At 58.9% G+C, this 17,695-nt stretch carries 14 protein-coding genes and 1 pseudogene; 1 reads left to right on the forward strand and 14 read right to left on the reverse strand.

Going from position 1 to position 17,695, the window contains the following annotated elements; all coding sequences use genetic code 11:
• The 11 genes and pseudogenes from B7449_RS15605 to B7449_RS15655 form a co-directional block, all read right to left on the reverse strand.
• Positions 1–581 (reverse strand): annotated as a pseudogene (locus B7449_RS15605) (TrbI/VirB10 family protein); the annotation flags it as partial.
• The gene (trbG, locus tag B7449_RS15610) at positions 578–1,579 is read right to left on the reverse strand and encodes a P-type conjugative transfer protein TrbG (RefSeq protein WP_039733099.1); all 1,002 of its coding nucleotides are present in this window, start codon (positions 1,577–1,579) and stop codon (positions 578–580) included. The gene trbG and the pseudogene B7449_RS15605, both read right to left, overlap by 4 nt.
• Positions 1,576–2,259 carry a conjugal transfer protein TrbF gene (trbF, locus tag B7449_RS15615; protein ID WP_039733100.1) on the reverse strand — a complete coding sequence of 228 codons (684 nt, stop codon included), beginning with the start codon at positions 2,257–2,259 and terminating at the stop codon, positions 1,576–1,578. The genes trbG and trbF overlap by 4 nt, the downstream gene beginning before the upstream one ends.
• A 5-nt stretch (positions 2,260–2,264) precedes the next feature.
• A complete protein-coding gene (gene trbL, locus B7449_RS15620) occupies positions 2,265–3,650 on the reverse strand; it encodes a P-type conjugative transfer protein TrbL (protein ID WP_039733101.1) in 1,386 nt (461 codons plus the stop codon).
• Positions 3,651–3,655: 5 nt separating this feature from the next.
• The gene (gene trbJ, locus B7449_RS15625) at positions 3,656–4,429 is read right to left on the reverse strand and encodes a P-type conjugative transfer protein TrbJ (RefSeq protein ID WP_039733102.1); all 774 of its coding nucleotides are present in this window, start codon (positions 4,427–4,429) and stop codon (positions 3,656–3,658) included.
• Complete coding sequence (trbE, locus tag B7449_RS15630; protein ID WP_039733103.1) at positions 4,426–6,879, reverse strand: conjugal transfer protein TrbE; 2,454 nt, start codon at positions 6,877–6,879, stop codon at positions 4,426–4,428. Before trbE ends, trbJ begins: the two co-directional genes overlap by 4 nt.
• 15 nt (positions 6,880–6,894) lie before the next feature.
• The gene (locus B7449_RS15635) at positions 6,895–7,179 is read right to left on the reverse strand and encodes a VirB3 family type IV secretion system protein (protein WP_010511125.1); all 285 of its coding nucleotides are present in this window, start codon (positions 7,177–7,179) and stop codon (positions 6,895–6,897) included.
• Positions 7,179–7,547 (reverse strand): TrbC/VirB2 family protein, encoded by a 369-nt coding sequence (locus B7449_RS15640; protein ID WP_141654831.1) that lies wholly within the window; start codon positions 7,545–7,547, stop codon positions 7,179–7,181. The genes B7449_RS15635 and B7449_RS15640 overlap by 1 nt, the downstream gene beginning before the upstream one ends.
• Entirely contained in the window at positions 7,544–8,500 is a 957-nt protein-coding gene (gene trbB, locus B7449_RS15645) for a P-type conjugative transfer ATPase TrbB (protein ID WP_039733104.1), read from the reverse strand. The genes B7449_RS15640 and trbB overlap by 4 nt, the downstream gene beginning before the upstream one ends.
• Positions 8,501–8,769: 269 nt before the next feature.
• A complete protein-coding gene (locus B7449_RS15650; protein WP_039733105.1) occupies positions 8,770–9,192 on the reverse strand; it encodes a hypothetical protein in 423 nt (140 codons plus the stop codon).
• A complete protein-coding gene (locus B7449_RS15655; protein WP_039733106.1) occupies positions 9,189–11,189 on the reverse strand; it encodes a conjugal transfer protein TraG in 2,001 nt (666 codons plus the stop codon). Before B7449_RS15655 ends, B7449_RS15650 begins: the two co-directional genes overlap by 4 nt.
• A gap of 288 nt (positions 11,190–11,477) precedes the next feature.
• Between B7449_RS15655 and B7449_RS15660 the strand changes: the two genes are divergently transcribed.
• The gene (locus tag B7449_RS15660) at positions 11,478–12,380 is read left to right on the forward strand and encodes a LysR family transcriptional regulator (protein WP_048883806.1); all 903 of its coding nucleotides are present in this window, start codon (positions 11,478–11,480) and stop codon (positions 12,378–12,380) included.
• Positions 12,381–12,650: 270 nt separating this feature from the next.
• On the opposite strand, the gene B7449_RS15665 is transcribed toward B7449_RS15660, so the two are convergent.
• From B7449_RS15665 to B7449_RS15675, 3 genes are all read right to left on the reverse strand, one after another.
• Positions 12,651–15,164 (reverse strand): TonB-dependent siderophore receptor, encoded by a 2,514-nt coding sequence (locus B7449_RS15665; RefSeq protein WP_242407806.1) that lies wholly within the window; start codon positions 15,162–15,164, stop codon positions 12,651–12,653.
• Positions 15,165–15,571: 407 nt separating this feature from the next.
• On the reverse strand, positions 15,572–16,543 hold the full coding sequence (locus B7449_RS15670) for a FecR family protein (protein ID WP_039733109.1): 972 nt from the start codon (positions 16,541–16,543) through the stop codon (positions 15,572–15,574).
• A gap of 130 nt (positions 16,544–16,673) precedes the next feature.
• On the reverse strand, positions 16,674–17,180 hold the full coding sequence (locus tag B7449_RS15675; RefSeq protein ID WP_082084914.1) for an RNA polymerase sigma factor: 507 nt from the start codon (positions 17,178–17,180) through the stop codon (positions 16,674–16,676).
• Positions 17,181–17,695 lie beyond the last annotated feature (515 nt).

A 17,695-nucleotide genomic window follows, 5' to 3' on the forward strand; every position in this document is an offset into this window, starting at 1 on the left:
TGTCCCGCCAGAAAGGCGCGGTTGGCGGCCTGCCGGTCATTTGTGCCCGCTGGAGCAGATGGAGCGTTATTCCCGGTTGAGGGCAACGCAGGGGCAGGCGCGCTGTCCTGCCGCCCGGCGTCCTGAGTCTGCACGAACAGCTTGCTGGCGATGGCTGCCTCGACTTCCTGTTCGGCCCGCCGGTCACTCATGCCCGAAACCGGTCCGGCCCTGCCTTCCTGCTGTGCCTTCAGGATCGGTTTGCCCAGATCACCGGGCAAAGGCGACCCCAGCCTGGGCACGCCAGTATAATCCTTTGGCAGGGCATCCAGCCCATCGGCCGAAGGCCGCACATCGGAATCCTGCACGGCGGACGCTGGCCCCTGCCGGGCGGAATTCTGCAGCGCGTAACCCAGCGCCAGACCAATCCCGATCATACCTGTGCCCGCCAGCCCCCAGACAACATAGCGCGACAGACGCACGACACGTGGTCGTTCCGCCCGCAGGCGGAGATCGGGCGGCGATGGCGGGACCGCAGGGGATGCATTTTCTGTACCGCCCTCCGCTCTTTCGTCCCGGTGTTCTTCCTGCCCGTCCGTCATGTCCGCCGTCCATCGGTGCGCACGATCCGCACCCGCTGCTCGGAATGCTTGTCGCCCAGCCGCAGTTCGGCCGCCGCAAACAGGCGATCGACAATCATCCAGTTCTGCCGCACCCGGTAATTGACCAGTTCCGGGCTGCCATCGGCCCCCAGCACGAAGAGCGGGGGCAATTCCCCCTGCCCTATGCTGGCCGGAAAGGCGATGTAGACCTTGTGGCCGTCATCAAAGGCCCGGCCGGGCAGCCAGGGCGGCGTGCCCCCTTTCACCGGCTGGATGGCATAGCGGAAATTCAGAGCATCGAGATTGAGGCCCGTTTCAATGGGAGTGGCGTCATCGGCCGCACTGTCCTGCCGATGCAGGGCGATCAGATCGTCCTCGGGGTAATCCCACGACACCGATGCCATGTAAGTCGCGGGCGTGGAGCGTAGTTCCGCCAGATAGGTGCGCCGGTCGGTGTTAACGATCAGGTTGGTTGTGAGGTCGGGGCGGGTCGGCTTGACCAGGATATGGATGCGTTTGGTCGCCCCTGCCCCGCTCTCGGTATCGCCGATGATCCAGCGCACCGTGTCACCTGCCGCCACGGGTCCAGTGCCCACCAGCTTTTCACCCTGCTGGAGCATGATGTCGGTGATTTCGCCGGGCGAGGTATAAACCTGATAGAGGGCGCCCGGAGAATAGGGATAGACCTGCACCGCATTGATGAACCCGGCCCGCGTGGGCTGGATGCGCGCCGCCAGATTGGCCTGCGTCACACGCGCTGTGGGATCGACAACTTCGGGAGGCGTATGGACCGTGCGTCGTGAGGGCAGCGGCTTGAGCTGTCCCGGCAGGGGAAGCGGTCTGGGGACTTCCACCACCCGCACCGGCTTCGGGAGATCCGGCAGACGTGTTGCCTGCACGGCGTCATCATAGCGGATGACAGGCGGATGGTAATGCTGCGCGCATCCGGCAAGGGGCAGGATCAGCAGCGGCAGGACACGAAGAGCGCGACGGATCATTGGCCCAGCTCCTTCGACCAGTTGATGGCGGATACAAAAACACCCAAGGGATTTCTGCGCAGATGATCGGCATCACGTGGCGGGCTGAGCCTGACCGAGACAATGGCGGTCCAGCGCTCGGTGCCGACAAAAGCCCCGTCGCGGTAATGCCGCTCGACCCAGGCGATCCGGAAACTCGCGGGCGACGCCCGGATGACGGACGACACGTCCAGTTCGACCTGCTCATGCCCGATGCGGGCAAAGGGATCGTTCTGACGGGCATAATCGTTGAGCGCCTGAGCACCGGACGTGGTGGTGAAAGCGTAGGCGCGCAGCCAGTCCTGCCGCACCACCACGGGATCGGAGGACAGGCTGCGGACATCTTCAATGAACCGGGCCAGATACCAGGCGATCTGCGGGTCAGTGGGCACATAGGCGGCTGTTGCGGGCGCCACGACCTGCGCCTCGCCCAGACGGTCCACCTGCACGACCCATGGCGTGATGGTGCCGCGTGCGGACTGCCAGACCAGCCCGGCCCCAAGGCCTGCGGACAGGAACAGCGAACCAAAGGCCATCAGCCGCCAGTTGCGGGCCTGCACGCGGGCGGAACCGATGCGCTCATCCCAGATCTGGGCGGCTTTCTGATAGGGAGTAACCGGCTCCGGCGTCGTGCCGTAGCGCACCGTGGAGCGACGGAACATCGTCCTCATTCCTTTTCCGACAGATCGATGGAGGAAGATCCACCCCCGCCATCGGCGGAGCGGATGACATGGGCTGCCTCGGCGGCATGGGTCGCGGCCTGCCGGCGCTTCATCCCGCGCGCCCAGCGCGGGGGCTCACTGGCGGATGATGCCGACGAGGATGACCCCGTTCCGCCTGCCGATGCCCCCGTCTCAGCAGCGCCACCACCCGAACCGGTTGTCCGGCCACCGGTCGCGGTAAAGGCTGCCTTGCCGCCCGTTGAGAAGCTGTCCTTCATGGCGCTGGCGGCACTGGCGGCCTTGTTCTTCACGGCACCTGCAGCCGCAGACCCGGCCGCCCGGCCAATCCCGCTCACACCCGCAGCCATCCGCGCACCGGCACTCCCGCCGGCTGCTGTCGCGGACCCGAGCGTGTAGGCTGTTGATGCAGCGCCTGCTACGGCCGCCCCTCCCCGCGCAGCTGCCGCCGTGGCGGCCAGAGCTGCCCCACCACCAGAAACAGCCGCACCGACGCCAGCCACGGCAGCAGCCCCCATACCAGCGACGGCCATGCCCGTGCCAACAGCGGCACCCGCGCCAAGCTGGGGCGCGCCAGCGATCAGCCCGTTGGCCAGACTGCCCCCGAAAATCGCAAGGCCCACAATGGCCAGTGAGGCGATCACTACGGACAGGGCCTGCCCGACCGTGGGCTGCACATCGCCATAGGAGGTGGTGAACTGGCTGAACAGAGTGGCGGCAATGCCGCTGATCACGGCCAGCACCATGATCTTCACGCCCGAGGAGACGACATTGCCCATGACCTTTTCGGCAAGAAAAGCCGTACGGTTGAACAGGGCAAACGGGATCAGCACAAACCCTACCAGCGTGGTCAGCTTGAATTCGATCAGGGCGACAAAGAGCTGCACGGCCAGAATGAAGAACGCCGCCAGCACGATCAGCCAAGACAGGCAGAGCACGAAGATCTGCGCGAAATTGGTAAAGAAAGCGACAGGGCCAAGCAGTTTATGGACTGAATCCAGAAGAGGCTGTGCCGCATCGAACCCGGTCTGGGCCAGCCGACCGGGCCGCAGGAACTGATCGAGCGACAGCGTGCCCCCACCAGCTTTCAGGCCAAGGGCGGCGAAACTGTCAAAGACGGTCTTCGACAGGCTGGAAAAATTGCTGATCAGGAAGGAAAAGAACCCGATATAGAGGGTCTTTTTCACCAGACGCTGGATGACGTCCTCATCCGCCGCCCAGGCCCAGAACAGGCCCGCCAGCGCCATATCCAGCACGGACAGTGACCCCGCCAGCGAGATCATACTCCCCTTCACCAGACCGAAGCCGGTATCGATGGTGGTGGTGAAGGTGTTCAGAAAGGTGTCGATGACGCCGACATCGTTCATGGTCATGGCGGTCAGTTCCCGCTGCTGCCGAACATGGACACCGTGCCGGGAGTATAGGCGTCATGCTGCGCGAAATGCTGGTACTGCGCCTCGCTCTCCGCTTCCGTTGCCGCATTCCGCGCCCGCTCCAACGCTGTAGCCCTGCCATTGGCGGCAAGCTCGGCCTGAATGTCCGAAAGCTGCCGGGACTGCAGGGCCATAAGCTGGTTGCCAGCCTGCGCCGCCTGCAGGGCACCTGTGGAATCCTGGCTGGCCGAGACAAGCTGGGTCATGGCGCTATTGTCTGAAGGAATGTTCCCCACCACCCGCGCCTGTAGTTTCAGGGCGTCCTCAAACCCGCCTACGGAATTCTGCCAGCGAGTCTGCGCCTGGCTGAACAGAGCGCTGTCGGACATGCCCGACGAGACGGATGTGTAGGCCTGCTGGTATTGCTGCTCAACGGACTGGACGCTGTAGGCGATGTTCTGCGCCTGCGCGAGCAGTGCCGTGGTCTGGGAAATCGTCGATTGCAGCGATGACAATGTCGATAGCGGCAGGCTTGCCAGATTGCGCCCCTGGTTGACCAGCATCTGGGCCTGATTGGCCAGTGACGTGATCTGGTTATCGATCTGCTGAAGCGTGCGGGCCGCAATGAGAACGTTCTGGACATGGTTGGCTCCGTCATAGACCGCCCACTGGGCATGGGCAGGCACGACCGGCATGAGAAAAACCAGAGCAGCGCCCACAACTGCGGCATACCCGGGACGGAAATATCTTGCCCGGATACGGAAAGATTTTTCCATCATGGCGCGGCTCCTTCCCGCAGGACGTCTGCCGCCCACATGACACCGCGCGCCTCGAACCAGGCCGGGAGAAAACCGTCCCGCCCCTGTTCCGTCAGCACCTGATCGATCAGACGGTGATCATCCTTCCCGGATGCCGCGCACAGGGCGAGTGCGACCGGCCCCAGCCCCAGTTCGAACAGGCGATTGCCGCGCCGGGTCTGGCAGTAATATTCCCGCTTCGACGCGGCGCGGGCGATGATGGCGATCTGGCGTTCGTTCATCCCGAAATCGCGGTAGATGGCTGCGATCTGCGGTTCGATCGCCCGCTCGTTGGGCAGGAAGATCCGTGTGGGACAGCTCTCCACCACCGCCGGAGCGATAGCGGAATTGGCGATATCGGACAGGCTCTGGGTAGCAAACACCACCGAGGCGTTCTTCTTGCGCAGGGTTTTCAGCCACTCCCGGAGTTGCCCCGCGAAATCCCCGTCATCCAGCACCAGCCAGCCCTCATCGATGACCAGCAGCGTCGGACGCCCATCCAGACGGCCTTCGATGCGATGGAAAAGGTAAGACAGCACGGGAGATGCCGCGCCGGAGCCGATCAGACCTTCGGTCTCGAACACCACGATGTCGGCATGGCCCAGTTGCTCGGTATCCGCATCCAGCAGGCGACCATAAGGACCACCGAGGCAATAGGGAGCCAGCGCCTGTTTCAGGGCGTTGGACTGAAGGAGCGCCACCACTCCTGACAGGGTCCGTTCATGAGCGGGCGACGACGCCAGGGAATTCAGGGCTGACCAGAGATAGGATTTTACCTCCGGTGTCAGGGTGACGCCTTCCCGGACGAGGATCTGCCCCAGCCATTCCGCCGCCCAGGCCCGCTCGGTCGGATCGTCGATACGGGCCAGCGGCTGAAGCGAGACGCCGCTATCCTGTTCGCCTGCCCCATGATCTGCGCCCTCCTGTTCCGTCAGGCCTCCACCGAGATCATGCCAGTCCCCGGCCATCGCCAGTGTCGCGGCCCGCAGCGAGCCGCCAAAATCGAAGGCAAAGACCTGCGCGCCCGCATAGCGGCGGAACTGCAGCACCATGAGCGCCAGCAGCACGGACTTCCCCGCCCCTGTCGGTCCGGCGATCAGGGTGTGGCCGACATCGCCGACATGCAGGGAAAACCGGAAGGGCGTGGCCCCGGCTGTCTTGCCGTAGAACAATGGGGGTGCGTTGAAATGCCCGTCCCGTTCAGGCCCCGCCCAGACAGCGGAGAGCGGAATCATATGCGCGAGGTTCAAAGTCGAAACCGGCGGCTGGCGGACATTGGCGTAGACATGGCCGGGTAATGACCCCAGCCATGCCTCCACCGCGTTCAGGCTTTCCGCCATGCAGGTGAAGTCACGCCCCTGAATGATCTTTTCCACCAGACGCAATTTCTCGGCTGCGATCGAGGCAGAGCCGTCCCATACCGTAACGGTCGCGGTGATATAGGCCTGCCCGACATCGTCGGCACCCAGCGACTGCAAGGCCAGATCGGCATCGGCCGCCTTGTTGGCGGCATCGTTATCCACCAGCACCGAGGCCTCGTTGGTCATGACCTCGCGGATAATGGCGACGATGCTTTTGCGCTTGGCAAACCACTGGCGACGGATCTTCGTCAGCACCTTCGTTGCATCGGTCTTGTCGAGCAGGATGGCGCGCGTGGACCAGCGATAGGGAATGGCCAGACGGTTCAGATCATCCAGAATGCCGGGAAAGGTCCGGCTGGGAAAACCCGTGATCGTCAGGGTTTTGAGGAAGGCACTGCCCAGTTTGGGCTCCAGACCACCTGCCAGGGGCTGATCCACCAGCAGGGCGTCGAGGTGCATCGGGATTTCCGGCACCCGGACCCGCTGGTTCCGCGTCGAAATGGTGGAATGCAGGTAGGTGAGTGTCTCGCCATCATTCAGCCAGACGGCTTCGGGCATGAAACCGTCCAGCAGGGCCAGCAGACGGTCAGTCCGGTCGATAAAGCCCCTGACCAGACCGTGCGGATCATGCCCGTCGCGCTCCATGCCTTCATAGAGAAGGCGCTCGGCACGGCCCGAGGTTTCCACGGGTGGCAGCCAGACCAAGGTCAGGAAATACCGGCTCTCGAAATGCACACCTTCATCCTCGAAGGCCTCCCGGCGTTCCAGATCGACCATCTGGCTGGCAGCGTCGGGGAAATCACTCTCGGGATAGAGGGTCGCCGGGGTACGCTGCGCTTCCACAAACACGGCCCAGCCCGAACCCAGACGCCGCAGGGCGCTGTTCAGTCGCCCCGTCACGCCCACCAGTTCAGCCGGAGTGGCGCTGTCCAGATCGGGACCACGGATGCGCGCCGTGCGCTGGAAAGAACCATCCTTGTTCAGGACCACACCTTCCCCAACCAGCGCGGCCCAGGGCAGGAAGTCGGACAGGACAGCGGCACGGCTGCGATATTCACCAAGGGACATCATGGCCCTGCCCTCCCTCTACGCACGAAGCCAGGCGGGGTAGCGGAGATGCCGCCGCCCCACCTCGATGAACAGCGGATCGCGCTTCGCCCCCCAGACCGCGAGGGTGTGCCCCACGATCCAGAACACCGCCCCGACCAGCCAGAGCCGCAGGCCGAGGGCTATGGCGGAGGCCAGCGTACCGTTGGCGATGGCCACGGCCCGTGGCGCACCACCCAGCAAAATCGGTTCCGTCAGGGAGCGATGCACGGGCACGAAATAGCCTGGCACGGCCTCGGCTTCAGGATCGAAGAGAACCGCCATCAGATCAGCGCTCCGCCCGAGAAGGAAAAGAAGGACAGGAAGAAGCTGGACGCCGCAAAAGCGATGCTTAGTCCAAAGACGATCTGGATCAGGCGGCGGAACCCGCCGGATGTTTCGCCAAAGGCCAGGGTCAGACCGGTAATGGTGATGATGATCACCGAGATGATCTTCGCCACCGGCCCCTGCACGGATTCCAGTATCTCGTTGAGCGGTGTCTCCCACGGCATCCCCGTGCCGGACGCCCATGCCGATGACGCAAAAACAAGCGACAGCAGCATGGATGTTCCGAACACACGAAGGTCCGGCATACGACGGTCAGGACGTGCTCCAGCGCACACGACGGCGCGCTTGCGTGACGGCGGCATCATGATGATTCTCCATTGGCAGAGAATGATGTTTCGGAAGAAGATCGGCTGACCGGGCGGATGCAATAGGCGCCGGTCGTGGGATCGAGACCGTCAATTTCGGCCAGTTCGGACAGGCGCCGGGCCGTGCCGCGCCCCGAGAGCACGGCGATCACGTCGATGGTTTCGGCGATCATGGCGCGCGGCACCGTAACCACCGCCTCCTGGATCAACTGTTCCAGCCGATACAGGGCGGCCAGCACCGATCCGGCGTGCAGCGTGCCGATGCCACCCGGATGGCCGGTGCCCCACGCCTTGACCAGATCCAGCGCCTCGGCCCCACGCACCTCACCGATGGGAATACGGTCTGGACGCAGACGGAGACCGGAGCGGACTAGGTCCGACAGCGTGATGACACCTTCGCGGGTCCGCAGAGCGATGAGATTGGGCGCCATGCATTGCAGTTCGCGCGTATCCTCGATCAGCACGACGCGATCGCCAGTTTTCGCGACTTCGGACAGCAGGGCGTTGACCAGTGTGGTCTTGCCGGTGCTGGTGCCGCCCACCACAAGAACGTTCTTACGCGCGACGACGACAGCACGCAGATAATCCGCCTGCCCTGCAGTCATGATTCCGGCTGCGACATAATCATCGAGGGTAAAGACCGCGACCGCGGGTTTGCGGATGGCGAAACTCGGGGCGGTCACCACTGGTGGTAATAGCCCTTCAAACCGCTCACCGGTCGGCAGCTCGGCTGACACCCGCGGTGCCTCCGCATGCACCTCGGCACCCACATGATGCGCAACCAGACGCACGATCCGCTCGGCATCCTCTGGCGAGATCGTCTCACCCGTGTCTGCCATGCCGTCAGCCAGACGGTCGATCCATAACCGCCCGTCAGGATTGAGCATGACTTCAATAACGGACGGATCCGAAAGATGGTGGGCTACGGCAGTCCCCATAGCCGTGCGCAGCATGGAAATACCACGTGCCCGACCTTGCTGTGACGAAACGTGAGACATGACCTTGCCCGCATTTCTTGGCTGACAGAAGAACTTCCATCAGTTGCGGGAAATATTAGGAGAGGCATGCGCCGACCAATTTCAACAGCAGATTCTTGCCCGACGTGGACGGGCGTGGCGTAACGCATAATTGTCGGTATAGGCCGCCTAATTACTCCAGATCGGCAGGATTTTAGATAAAGATTAAGACAGACCAGTATAGGGCACATCTTCTACGATATCGGTCACGAAAGCACTTCCTGATCCCCACTCAAATCCTGATGCAAACGATGTCCGGTGCTTAAATGCCGCGCTAACGTCTCAATGAACTGTTCATAACGCGCAGTCGCCTGGGCGCGGGCAGCGGCTGCAGCCGGCTCGGGCAACGGTGGCGTTGTAAGCAGCCAGAAGCGGATGAAAAGCGCCAGTGTCTCGACGTTGATCCCAAGGTCTCGCTCCATGTGACCAATCCGGCGATCAAGCCGTTCCAGTCGTCGGTTCAGCGCCCCCTCACCTTTTCCGTCCTCCGGGGAAAGAAAGGCAGCAAGCGCCGTTTCGACCAGCATGGACTGGGACTGGCGACGACGGGTGGCAAGATCGCCGAGGGTCTCCGCCAGAACCGGGTCCAGATAGACGGTAATCTGCTGTTTCCTACGCGCGCGTTTCATGGGCCTTCCATCTCCATGCCGTCATCCCGATCCAAGGCAGCCAGCCGCGTCATTCGCTGTAGATCCTCGAATTCCCGCCTGGCCCGCATGGAGGCATGATCGGAATCAAGGTCCGGGTCTTTGCGTTCATGCTCGTCCCGCCCCCGCTCTGCTTTCGGCGTGTGGGCTGCATCAAACTCGCGCGTCTGCTTCTGTCCTGCACCCATCGGTTCGTCAGAAGACGTTCCAGCCAATGTGTCTGCATCTTCAGGAGGCATCTGGTCTGGCGTGGGTCTGCCACTCCAGTCATCTGCGCCCGAAGCGCCCGACGGCGATCGTGGCGCAGGCGGCGGCAGGATGCGTTCCTGCAGGCGCGAATCGACATAATAACGCGCCTTGCGGGCGCGCACTGGCGGCGTGCCGGCCGCCATGACCACCTCTTCGTCGGGTGGAAGCTGCATGATCTCGCCGGGTGTCAGCAGAGGCCTGGCGCTTTCCTGCCGGGAAACCATCAGATGTCCCAGCCAGGGCGACAGGCGGTGCCCGGCATAGTTTTTCTGTGCCCGCACCTCGGTGGCCGTACCAAGGGCATCAGACACACGTCGAGCCGTCCGCTCGTCATTGGTCGCGAAACAGACACGGACATGGCAGTTGTCGAGAATGGAATTGTTCTGCCCGTAGGCTTTCTCGATCTGGTTCAGGCTCTGGGCGATGAGAAAGGCCTTGATACCATACCCCGCCATGAAGGCGAGCGCGCTTTCAAAGAAGTCGAGGCGTCCGAGTGCCGGAAACTCATCCAGCATGAGCAGAAGGCGATGATTTTTCTTCTGGTGTTGCAGGTCTTCCGTCAGGCGGCGACCGATCTGGTTGAGCACCAGACGGATCAGCGGCTTGGTCCGGCTGATGTCCGATGGCGGCACGCTGAGATAGAGCGTCGTGGGGCGGCTGCCACGCACGATATCGGTAATCCGCCATGTGCAGCGAGATGTCACTTTGGCCACGACCGGATCACGATACAGGCCAAGAAATGACATGGCGGTGGACAGCACACCTGATCGCTCGTTGAGGGACTTGTTGAGCAGTTCCCGAGCGGCCGAAGCCACGACGGGATGTGGCCCCGCCTCTCCCAGATGCATCGTCCGCATCATCGCGCGCAATGTCGTCTCGATCGGGCGCTTCGGATCGGACAGGAGGTTGGCCACGCCGCTGAGGGTCTTGTCCTTCTCCGCATACAGGACATGCAGGATGGCCCCGACCAGAAGGGAATGGCTGGTCTTTTCCCAATGGCTGCGACGTTCCAGCGAGCCCTCGGGATCGACCAGCACGTCAGCCACGTTCTGGGCATCCCGCACCTCCCACTCACCCCGGCGAATTTCCAGCAAGGGGTTGTAGGCGTCCGAGCGGGGATTGGTGGGGTCAAACAGAAGGACACGGCTGAATGTTCCCCGGAAGCCCGCGGTCTCCTGCCAGTTCTCCCCCTTGATGTCATGCACGATGGCCGAACCCGGCCAGGTCAGGAGTGTCGGGATGACGAGACCCACGCCCTTGCCCGAGCGTGTGGGCGCGAAGCACAGAACATGCTCCGGGCCGTTATGCCGAAGATAGGTTTTGCGATAACAGCCCAGCACGACGCCATCGGGATCGAGCAACCCGGATTTCTGCAGGTCTTCGGTACTCGCCCATCGTGCGCTGCCATAGGTTGCAGCCCGTCTGGCCTCCCGCGCACGACGCACCGACATGGCGACAGCCACGAGAAATGCCAGCACACCACCCGAGCCAGCAATCCAGCCACCCTGCGAGAAGACGTGTGGCGCATAGGCGTCGAATTCATACCACCACCAGAAAACAAGCGTCGGCGCATAGACCGGCCAGTGATGAAACAAGGTGAACCATGGCTGACCGAGTTCGGGCTGGAACGCCAGTTGCCAAGCCACCCATTCGGTCGCCACCCACCAGGACAGAACAACCAGCGCCAGCACGACGCACAGTTGTCCCCAGAGAATCCGCGCTCCTGACATCGCCGTTTCCTCCTTTTCATCAATCGAGAAAAGGCGAGAGAGACTTACAAATACCAGCGCCGGAGACCCGTCTGCGTGGCCGGGCGCATCCGGACGTAAAATTATCGCCGCTCGCGTGGGCTCTGTGTCCCAACAGTGGTTGGACAGGTTTTCTCGGGGACATCCTTCCCCTGAAACGAAGGCATCAGCCCCACGCTGTTAACATTCGTAACGACGTTGTGAATCCTGCTGGATCACCTGCCCTCATTTTCTGCTTAAAATTCAGGCGTTAGGCGCATCTAGGTTGTTATGACGATCGAAATCCGCCATCTGCGGTCCGCGCTCGCGGCCGCCGAGCATCGCAGCCTCCGCAAGGCAGCTGCTGCATCGGGCATACGTGCCGCCCTTCTTTCCAAGGACATTCGCCTATTGGAAGACATGATTGGCTGCACGCTCTTTATCCGCACCCCGGCGGGCGTACGGCCCACGTCCCATGGCATCGACTTCCTGCACGTAGCGCGGCAGATCGTCCACGATGTGGATATGCTGGCGAACAGTCCCGGTTCCGGTGCCCGACAGACAGCCCGTCGCCTCACAATCGGTTATTATACGTCCGTCTCGACCGGAAACCTCCGGGCAACGCTAGGGGAATTCCAGCGTAGGCATCCGACCATTCCGTGGAAGTTTGTGGGCGGCAGCCGTGCATCACTGTTGCAGAAAGTCGAGACTGGACAGGTCGATATCGCAATTGTCACTGCGGGCGGACTGGAATGGCAGGATGCGTTGCTCCGGCTCTGGTCGGAACGGTGTGTGGTTGCACTGCGGGCCGATCATAAGCTCGCAGCACTGCCCATTCTGGAATGGAGCCTTCTGCGCCATGAGCGTTTTCTCATCAGCACGCAGGATCCCGGCCCGGAGATCGCGGACATCATCCGTCATTATCTCTCAGTCGATGTGCGCGCCCCCAATCTTGTAACACACGATATGGAGACACAGTTTCTCAAACCCTTCGTGGCGGAGAATGGCAGTGTCATGATTGATTATGAAAGCGCCACAGGGGATGGCCTGACCAACATTGTCTACCGGCAGGTGCTCAACGGCCGCCAGCCCGTCGAACTGCGTTTCGTGGCCTGCTGGCAGGCCGACAACCCCAATCCGTCCCTAGTTCGTTTTCTCCAACTACTTCGGGAACGCTATCCGGATATATCCTAACAAAGACGCAAAGACTCTGCAGTTTCAAAAATGATTTGGGAATACCAACCGTCCATTATGTGGCCACGTAAGTCACGGATATTGCACAGCGCCGTCCCACGACTTTGGCATGGACTGCCCTATGGATATTGCCGGGGATAACCCATGATTGTTGCATGGGATGCCCCTCGGAACTTGCAGCGATTCTGCCCCACGACTTTGGCATCGAGACGAGGGGCAATACATTGATTTTAAATCAGGAAAGTCGGTGCAGTTTCGGGCGGTAAAATTTCACCAACTATACGAAAGATTGCCATAGAGACGACGCGCCTGACCATATTGACACTGTGGCGCGGAACCCAACGTACACGATGCTAAATAACGTTTGTCGGTCAGGTTAGAAATAGATAGTTGCGCTCGTAAACCTTTTAGACTGGGCATGAGATTTGCAAAATCATAATGCGCTCCAAGATCAAATAGTGTGAAATCTGGAACTTTTATAGAATTTGCGCTGTCTGCGTACGTAAAACCCACATACCGGATACCAAAATTAAATCCGAATCCTTTTAGAGATTTTACAGGTGGGGTATAATCAATAAATAAATTTGCCATATTTCGCGGAGCTTGGCCAATATTTTTTCCTTTTACAGAAACATAACCTGTCGAATTGCCGTATACATCTATTTTTTCAGCGAGAACTCCATTACTCGCAAAACGTGTATCATTAAAACTATATGATGCCGTGAGATGAAGATTTTTTGTGATATTTGCATTTGCAGAAAGCTCGACCCCTTTTGAAACTACTTTCCCCCAATCTCGCTCATAGCCTTCATGCTCATTATCAGATGCTGCATAATGATTTTCTTCAATATGATAAGCCGCAGCTGTCAGGAAAACATCTGTATGTGGGATGAGATATTTTAATCCCGCTTCAAATTGTTTGCCAGTGAGAGGAGCAACTTGTTGACCCGCGTAATTTGTAACCGACGGTTGAGGGACAAAAGATGTTGCATAGCTAAAATAAGGCGTAAGTCCAAAATCGAAATTATAAGTCAAACCGGCACGCCATGTGAAATGGGAGGGACTTTCACCACCCCCCTGCCCCTTCGTCATTGGCTGAGAATAGTCAATTTCTGGATAATGATATCCACTATAAAAAGTATTGTGTTCGTTTACCCAGTCTTGTCTACCGCCCAACAATACGGAAAGACGATGAAACTTAATTTGATCTTGGAAATAAACACCTTCTTGAAAAAAACTTCCTCTAGATATCGAACTCCATATATCGTCTGGCCCAGTTAGGCTATAATTTGGTTGAGGGAAATTCCACGATGGGGAAAAAATACTTACAGGATAAGATGAAAAATCGTAAGCATAATTAGTATCATATTTACGGTCCCTGAAATCCATCCCTGCGACAAGAAGGTGCCGCAATGGTCCAGTTGTAACTTTCCCTATTACACGACTATCCAGACCAATAGTCATATTTTTACTTCTATTATACCACGCACTATTATCCCATGTCTCGTTAGTGACGTCCTCTGCATCACCATAAGTTTGGTTAAACGTTTGAGTTGAATTTTCATAACGAAAATTCTGATGAAATTCCCAGTTGTCATTAAATTTATGCGAAAATTCATATTCGAATGCAGCATCTCGCGCTGGGCTTGACGATTTTGGGTTTCCAATATTACTCGATCTTGGAATATATTTTCCATTGAGCGGCGTCTCCGTTCCAACAAATGGGTAGCCCGCCCAGTAAGTTCCCGCTTCAGGTGTATACATATAACTCCCGAGAAGAGTTAAAGAAGTTTTCTCGTCTATTTTCCATTTAATGGACGGAAGCACTCCAACCCTTTTATAATTCACATAATCCGTTTGCGTCCCCTGAGTTACACCAATTCCTGCGATTCTGTACTGTAGAGTCCCAGATTTGTTAATATTATCTGCAACGTCAAATGTAGCCTCATATCGTCCCCAGTTTCCAAATCCCACGGAGACGTTATGTATAGGTGTGTCTGTTGGTTGCTTTAACCGGGTTGCTATGAGGCCGCCAGCGCCTACTTGTCCATACATTACCGAGGCTGGACCATTAATAGCCTCAACTCGCTCAACAAATGCAGTTTCGCCTGCTGACATTGAATTAGACATAATTCCATCAACAAACTGACTTGATGCAAATCCGCGCATAAGAATAGAGCCAGTCGTATCTGCACCACTTACATTTTGTGTCAGTCCTCCGGCCTCAGAAGTTCCGCCCACGTTACCATATACACCAGGCATATACCGCAAAGCCTCTTCAATATTTTGCGGCTGTTGATCTAAAATCTGCTGTTTTGTCACAACGTGAATAGAATTTGGGATTTCCCACAGGGGAGTGTCCGTTTTTGTTCCTGATTGAGTATAGGTAGCGACATATCCATTACCTGGCCCAATAGCTGCCTCGTGCGTATCGAATGTCCCTCCGACGCGAACCGGACCAAGGGTTATATTCGCCGCCTTGGGTGCGGGCACAATCTGGAAAGCACGTTCTCCCAGCGTCTGATATGACAACCCACTTCCCTGCAGAAGACGAGCCAACGCTTCGCTGGACGTAAACTGCCCATGCAGCCCCGGAGTCGTATGACCGGCCAATGTCGGTGCCTGCGACGTCACCTGAATACGGGACTGGGCACTAAACGATACCAGCGCACTGGACAGCGATCCGGCAGGAATATCGAAGCTGAATTTTGGCTGTATCTGTGCGGTCTCTGCCCGTGCTCTGGTCGGGACAAAGGACGTCAGCGCAGTGGTGGTGGCGAGCATCAGGACCGATGCGGCTATCGGTCTCCTCAGAAATCCTGACGAATGCATGGGCGCGGCTCTTCCTGTCATCTCAGTTTTTAATGCAATTCATTTGCATTCAATGGGCATGGTAAGTGAGATGCACGGGAGGACCGTTTTTTCGGAAAAAATTTCAGATTTTTTTATTTTTTTTGCGCGATGATCGTTATCACTCTGTTTGATAAGGGTTTTTCTTTTCCCTGATGTTGCGCATTTTTCTGAATTCAGCCTCCGCGCCTCGACACATGGTCCCAGGCAGACCTGTTCTCTCGCAGCGAAGATTTGCTACAAGCTGAAGCATGTCACGTCCCGCCATCGTGTCTGCGGATGTGAGTGAATGTCTGTGAGAACGCCCGACAATCGATGAGAAGCCATCTCGCCAGACTGTTTTAGCGCCCCGTCACGAGTGCAAACCAGGGCGTTACGGACATGACCTTTCCACCATAGGGATGCACGATCAGTTGCAGCGACGTTTCCGGGTGATGCAGGTCGTAGGAACCGCTGACTTTGCGTGCTGCCAACGTGTCATGCGCGACGATGATCCGGGTGCTGGTCCAGGGCTGAAGTGCTGCCACCATGTCAGCAATGGTATTGTCCTGTGCCACCAGCATTCCGTCACGCCAAAGCCCGATAGTCTCGGGTGCCTGGGTGTCGGATATGATCTGGGTGCCTCGGACATCAACGCGATCCCCCGCATGCAGGTCGCGCTCCAGGCCGATGCTTCCCTTTGCGGACACATGCACGGCCCCTTCCCGCACTGCCACGGACGTCTCATCACCGTCTGTCCGGGCATCGAACATGGTGCCGATATCGGTCGTCGTCACCGGTCCGGCAATTACGGTAAACGGCCGACTGGCATCATGATGCACCACGAAATAGGCTTCGCCGCGCAGCAGCTCGATCCGTCGCTCATGAGCCGTCATATGCATGGCGACTGCGGAACGCGGGGCCAGAATGACATCACTGCCGTCGGCCAGATGGATGTCCTGCGTAACACCTGCCTGCGTGTAATGATCCGCCCGCAGGCGCAGGGACAGGTCGGGTATGAACACGAAGGCGGCGATACAGGCGGCCATGGCAACGCTGGCAAATGCAGCGGACTTTGCCTTTCTCCTGCCAGTGTGATCGTTTGCCGGACTACCCCAGAACCTTCTACGGGCATCGGCCCGCCTCTTGCGCTCAGGTGGGGCCAGATCGAGTACGCCCAGCGTTTCATTGATTTCCGCCCAGGCCTGCTGGTGCAACGGGCTTTCCTGCAGCCATACCTCGAACTGGCGGCGCAGTTCGGGATCGTCCGGCTCTTCACGAAGATAGATATGCCAGCCTGCTGCTGCCTCATCGGGACTGCGGGACTCAGCCATGCCGCGCCTCCCCTGTCCCGGGATGAGAGAGACAAGCCAGGTGGAACGCAGCAGGCAGGATCGCAAGGTCATACCGATAAGATGCGCGGCATCCCCGGTTTTTCAGAAAATAATTCAAATCCACCGAGGCCTACTGCCCTTCCTTGCGTATCCGGTTGCAGGCTGCCAGCCCTTCGGTGATCAGACCATGCACCATCGGAATGGATACACCCAGCACGGCGGCGACTTCCCGCAATTTCATCCCTTCAAAGTGATACATGCGAATGGCCTCCGCCTGTCGCTCGGGCATGGCGTCAAGCGCATCCATCACACGCATCATCGTTTCACGGGCCGCTACGGTTTCTTCGGGTGATGCTGCATCATCGGGGACAGTGGCTGTAACGACATCAAAATCCGCCTCGCTTATCCGCTCGATTTTTGTCCGGCGGGCACGCGTCATCAGAAGGTTGCGAACGATGGTCCGCAGGTAGCTTCCGGGCGAGGCAATCGTGCTTACGGACTGCCGTGCGAAGAGCACCCACGCATCCTGCACGATGTCTTCCGCCAGCACGCTGTCGCCCGACAACTGTCGCGCATAGGACAGAAGGCCGGGACGGTGAGCCTCGTAAAGCTCAAGGGACGGATGTTTGGACTTCAAGACAGGTGGTTCCCGATGCCATCACAACGCCAGCATTCAGAAATTAAGAAGGATTCGCAATTGTGATGGCACAGGGTCCGACTTTCCGCAAGATTTAGCAGCAGACCGCCGGTTTCGCCGGTGTTCAGCGAGGACCTATGAACAGGACGTCTACGCTGGAAGAAAGGCCGTTTTCTGCTGGTAAGATGCAAGTCCTTCGAAAATCGCATATCACGTGTCTGTCATTTATCGCTCTTTTTTCTGAAAAAACGGCATCGCCAAGCATCCATACTCCCAGCAGGGGTTCGCCCCGTTTTCATTCCGGACGCCGTCGCCGACTGCGTGTTCCGGGCACGCAGGGAGAGTTCATATGCAGCACGGTTGCCCGCCTTTCCGCCATACAGTTGCGATTCAGTGTTATTCTTATTCCTTCAAGAGTAGCAGACCGGTGCTATCCGTCGGCGCGTTTGTGCCATGACCACCCGCACTCTTCGCCGCTGGTTCGTGGTCCATAAATGGACGAGCCTGGTCTGCAC

It is taken from the genome of Komagataeibacter intermedius TF2, assembly GCF_000964425.1.
Lineage (GTDB): Bacteria > Pseudomonadota > Alphaproteobacteria > Acetobacterales > Acetobacteraceae > Komagataeibacter > Komagataeibacter intermedius.

Bases quoted from the DNA above. Each gene is read 5' to 3' on its own strand.
- B7449_RS15655 (WP_039733106.1), bottom strand. From the start codon at position 11,189: ATGTCAGGAGCGCGGATTCTCTGGGGACAACTGTGCGTCGTGCTGGCG.
- B7449_RS15665 (WP_242407806.1), bottom strand. From the start codon at position 15,164: ATGCTCGCCACCACCACTGCGCTGACGTCCTTTGTCCCGACCAGAGCA.
- trbB (WP_039733104.1), bottom strand. From the start codon at position 8,500: ATGCTGCGCACGGCTATGGGGACTGCCGTAGCCCACCATCTTTCGGAT.
- trbF (WP_039733100.1), bottom strand. From the start codon at position 2,259: ATGTTCCGTCGCTCCACGGTGCGCTACGGCACGACGCCGGAGCCGGTT.
- B7449_RS15670 (WP_039733109.1), bottom strand. From the start codon at position 16,543: ATGGCTGAGTCCCGCAGTCCCGATGAGGCAGCAGCAGGCTGGCATATC.
- B7449_RS15640 (WP_141654831.1), bottom strand. From the start codon at position 7,547: ATGATGCCGCCGTCACGCAAGCGCGCCGTCGTGTGCGCTGGAGCACGT.
- trbG (WP_039733099.1), bottom strand. From the start codon at position 1,579: ATGATCCGTCGCGCTCTTCGTGTCCTGCCGCTGCTGATCCTGCCCCTT.
- trbL (WP_039733101.1), bottom strand. From the start codon at position 3,650: ATGACCATGAACGATGTCGGCGTCATCGACACCTTTCTGAACACCTTC.
- B7449_RS15650 (WP_039733105.1), bottom strand. From the start codon at position 9,192: ATGAAACGCGCGCGTAGGAAACAGCAGATTACCGTCTATCTGGACCCG.
- trbJ (WP_039733102.1), bottom strand. From the start codon at position 4,429: ATGATGGAAAAATCTTTCCGTATCCGGGCAAGATATTTCCGTCCCGGG.
- B7449_RS15660 (WP_048883806.1), top strand. From the start codon at position 11,478: ATGACGATCGAAATCCGCCATCTGCGGTCCGCGCTCGCGGCCGCCGAG.
- trbE (WP_039733103.1), bottom strand. From the start codon at position 6,879: ATGATGTCCCTTGGTGAATATCGCAGCCGTGCCGCTGTCCTGTCCGAC.
- B7449_RS15635 (WP_010511125.1), bottom strand. From the start codon at position 7,179: ATGGCGGTTCTCTTCGATCCTGAAGCCGAGGCCGTGCCAGGCTATTTC.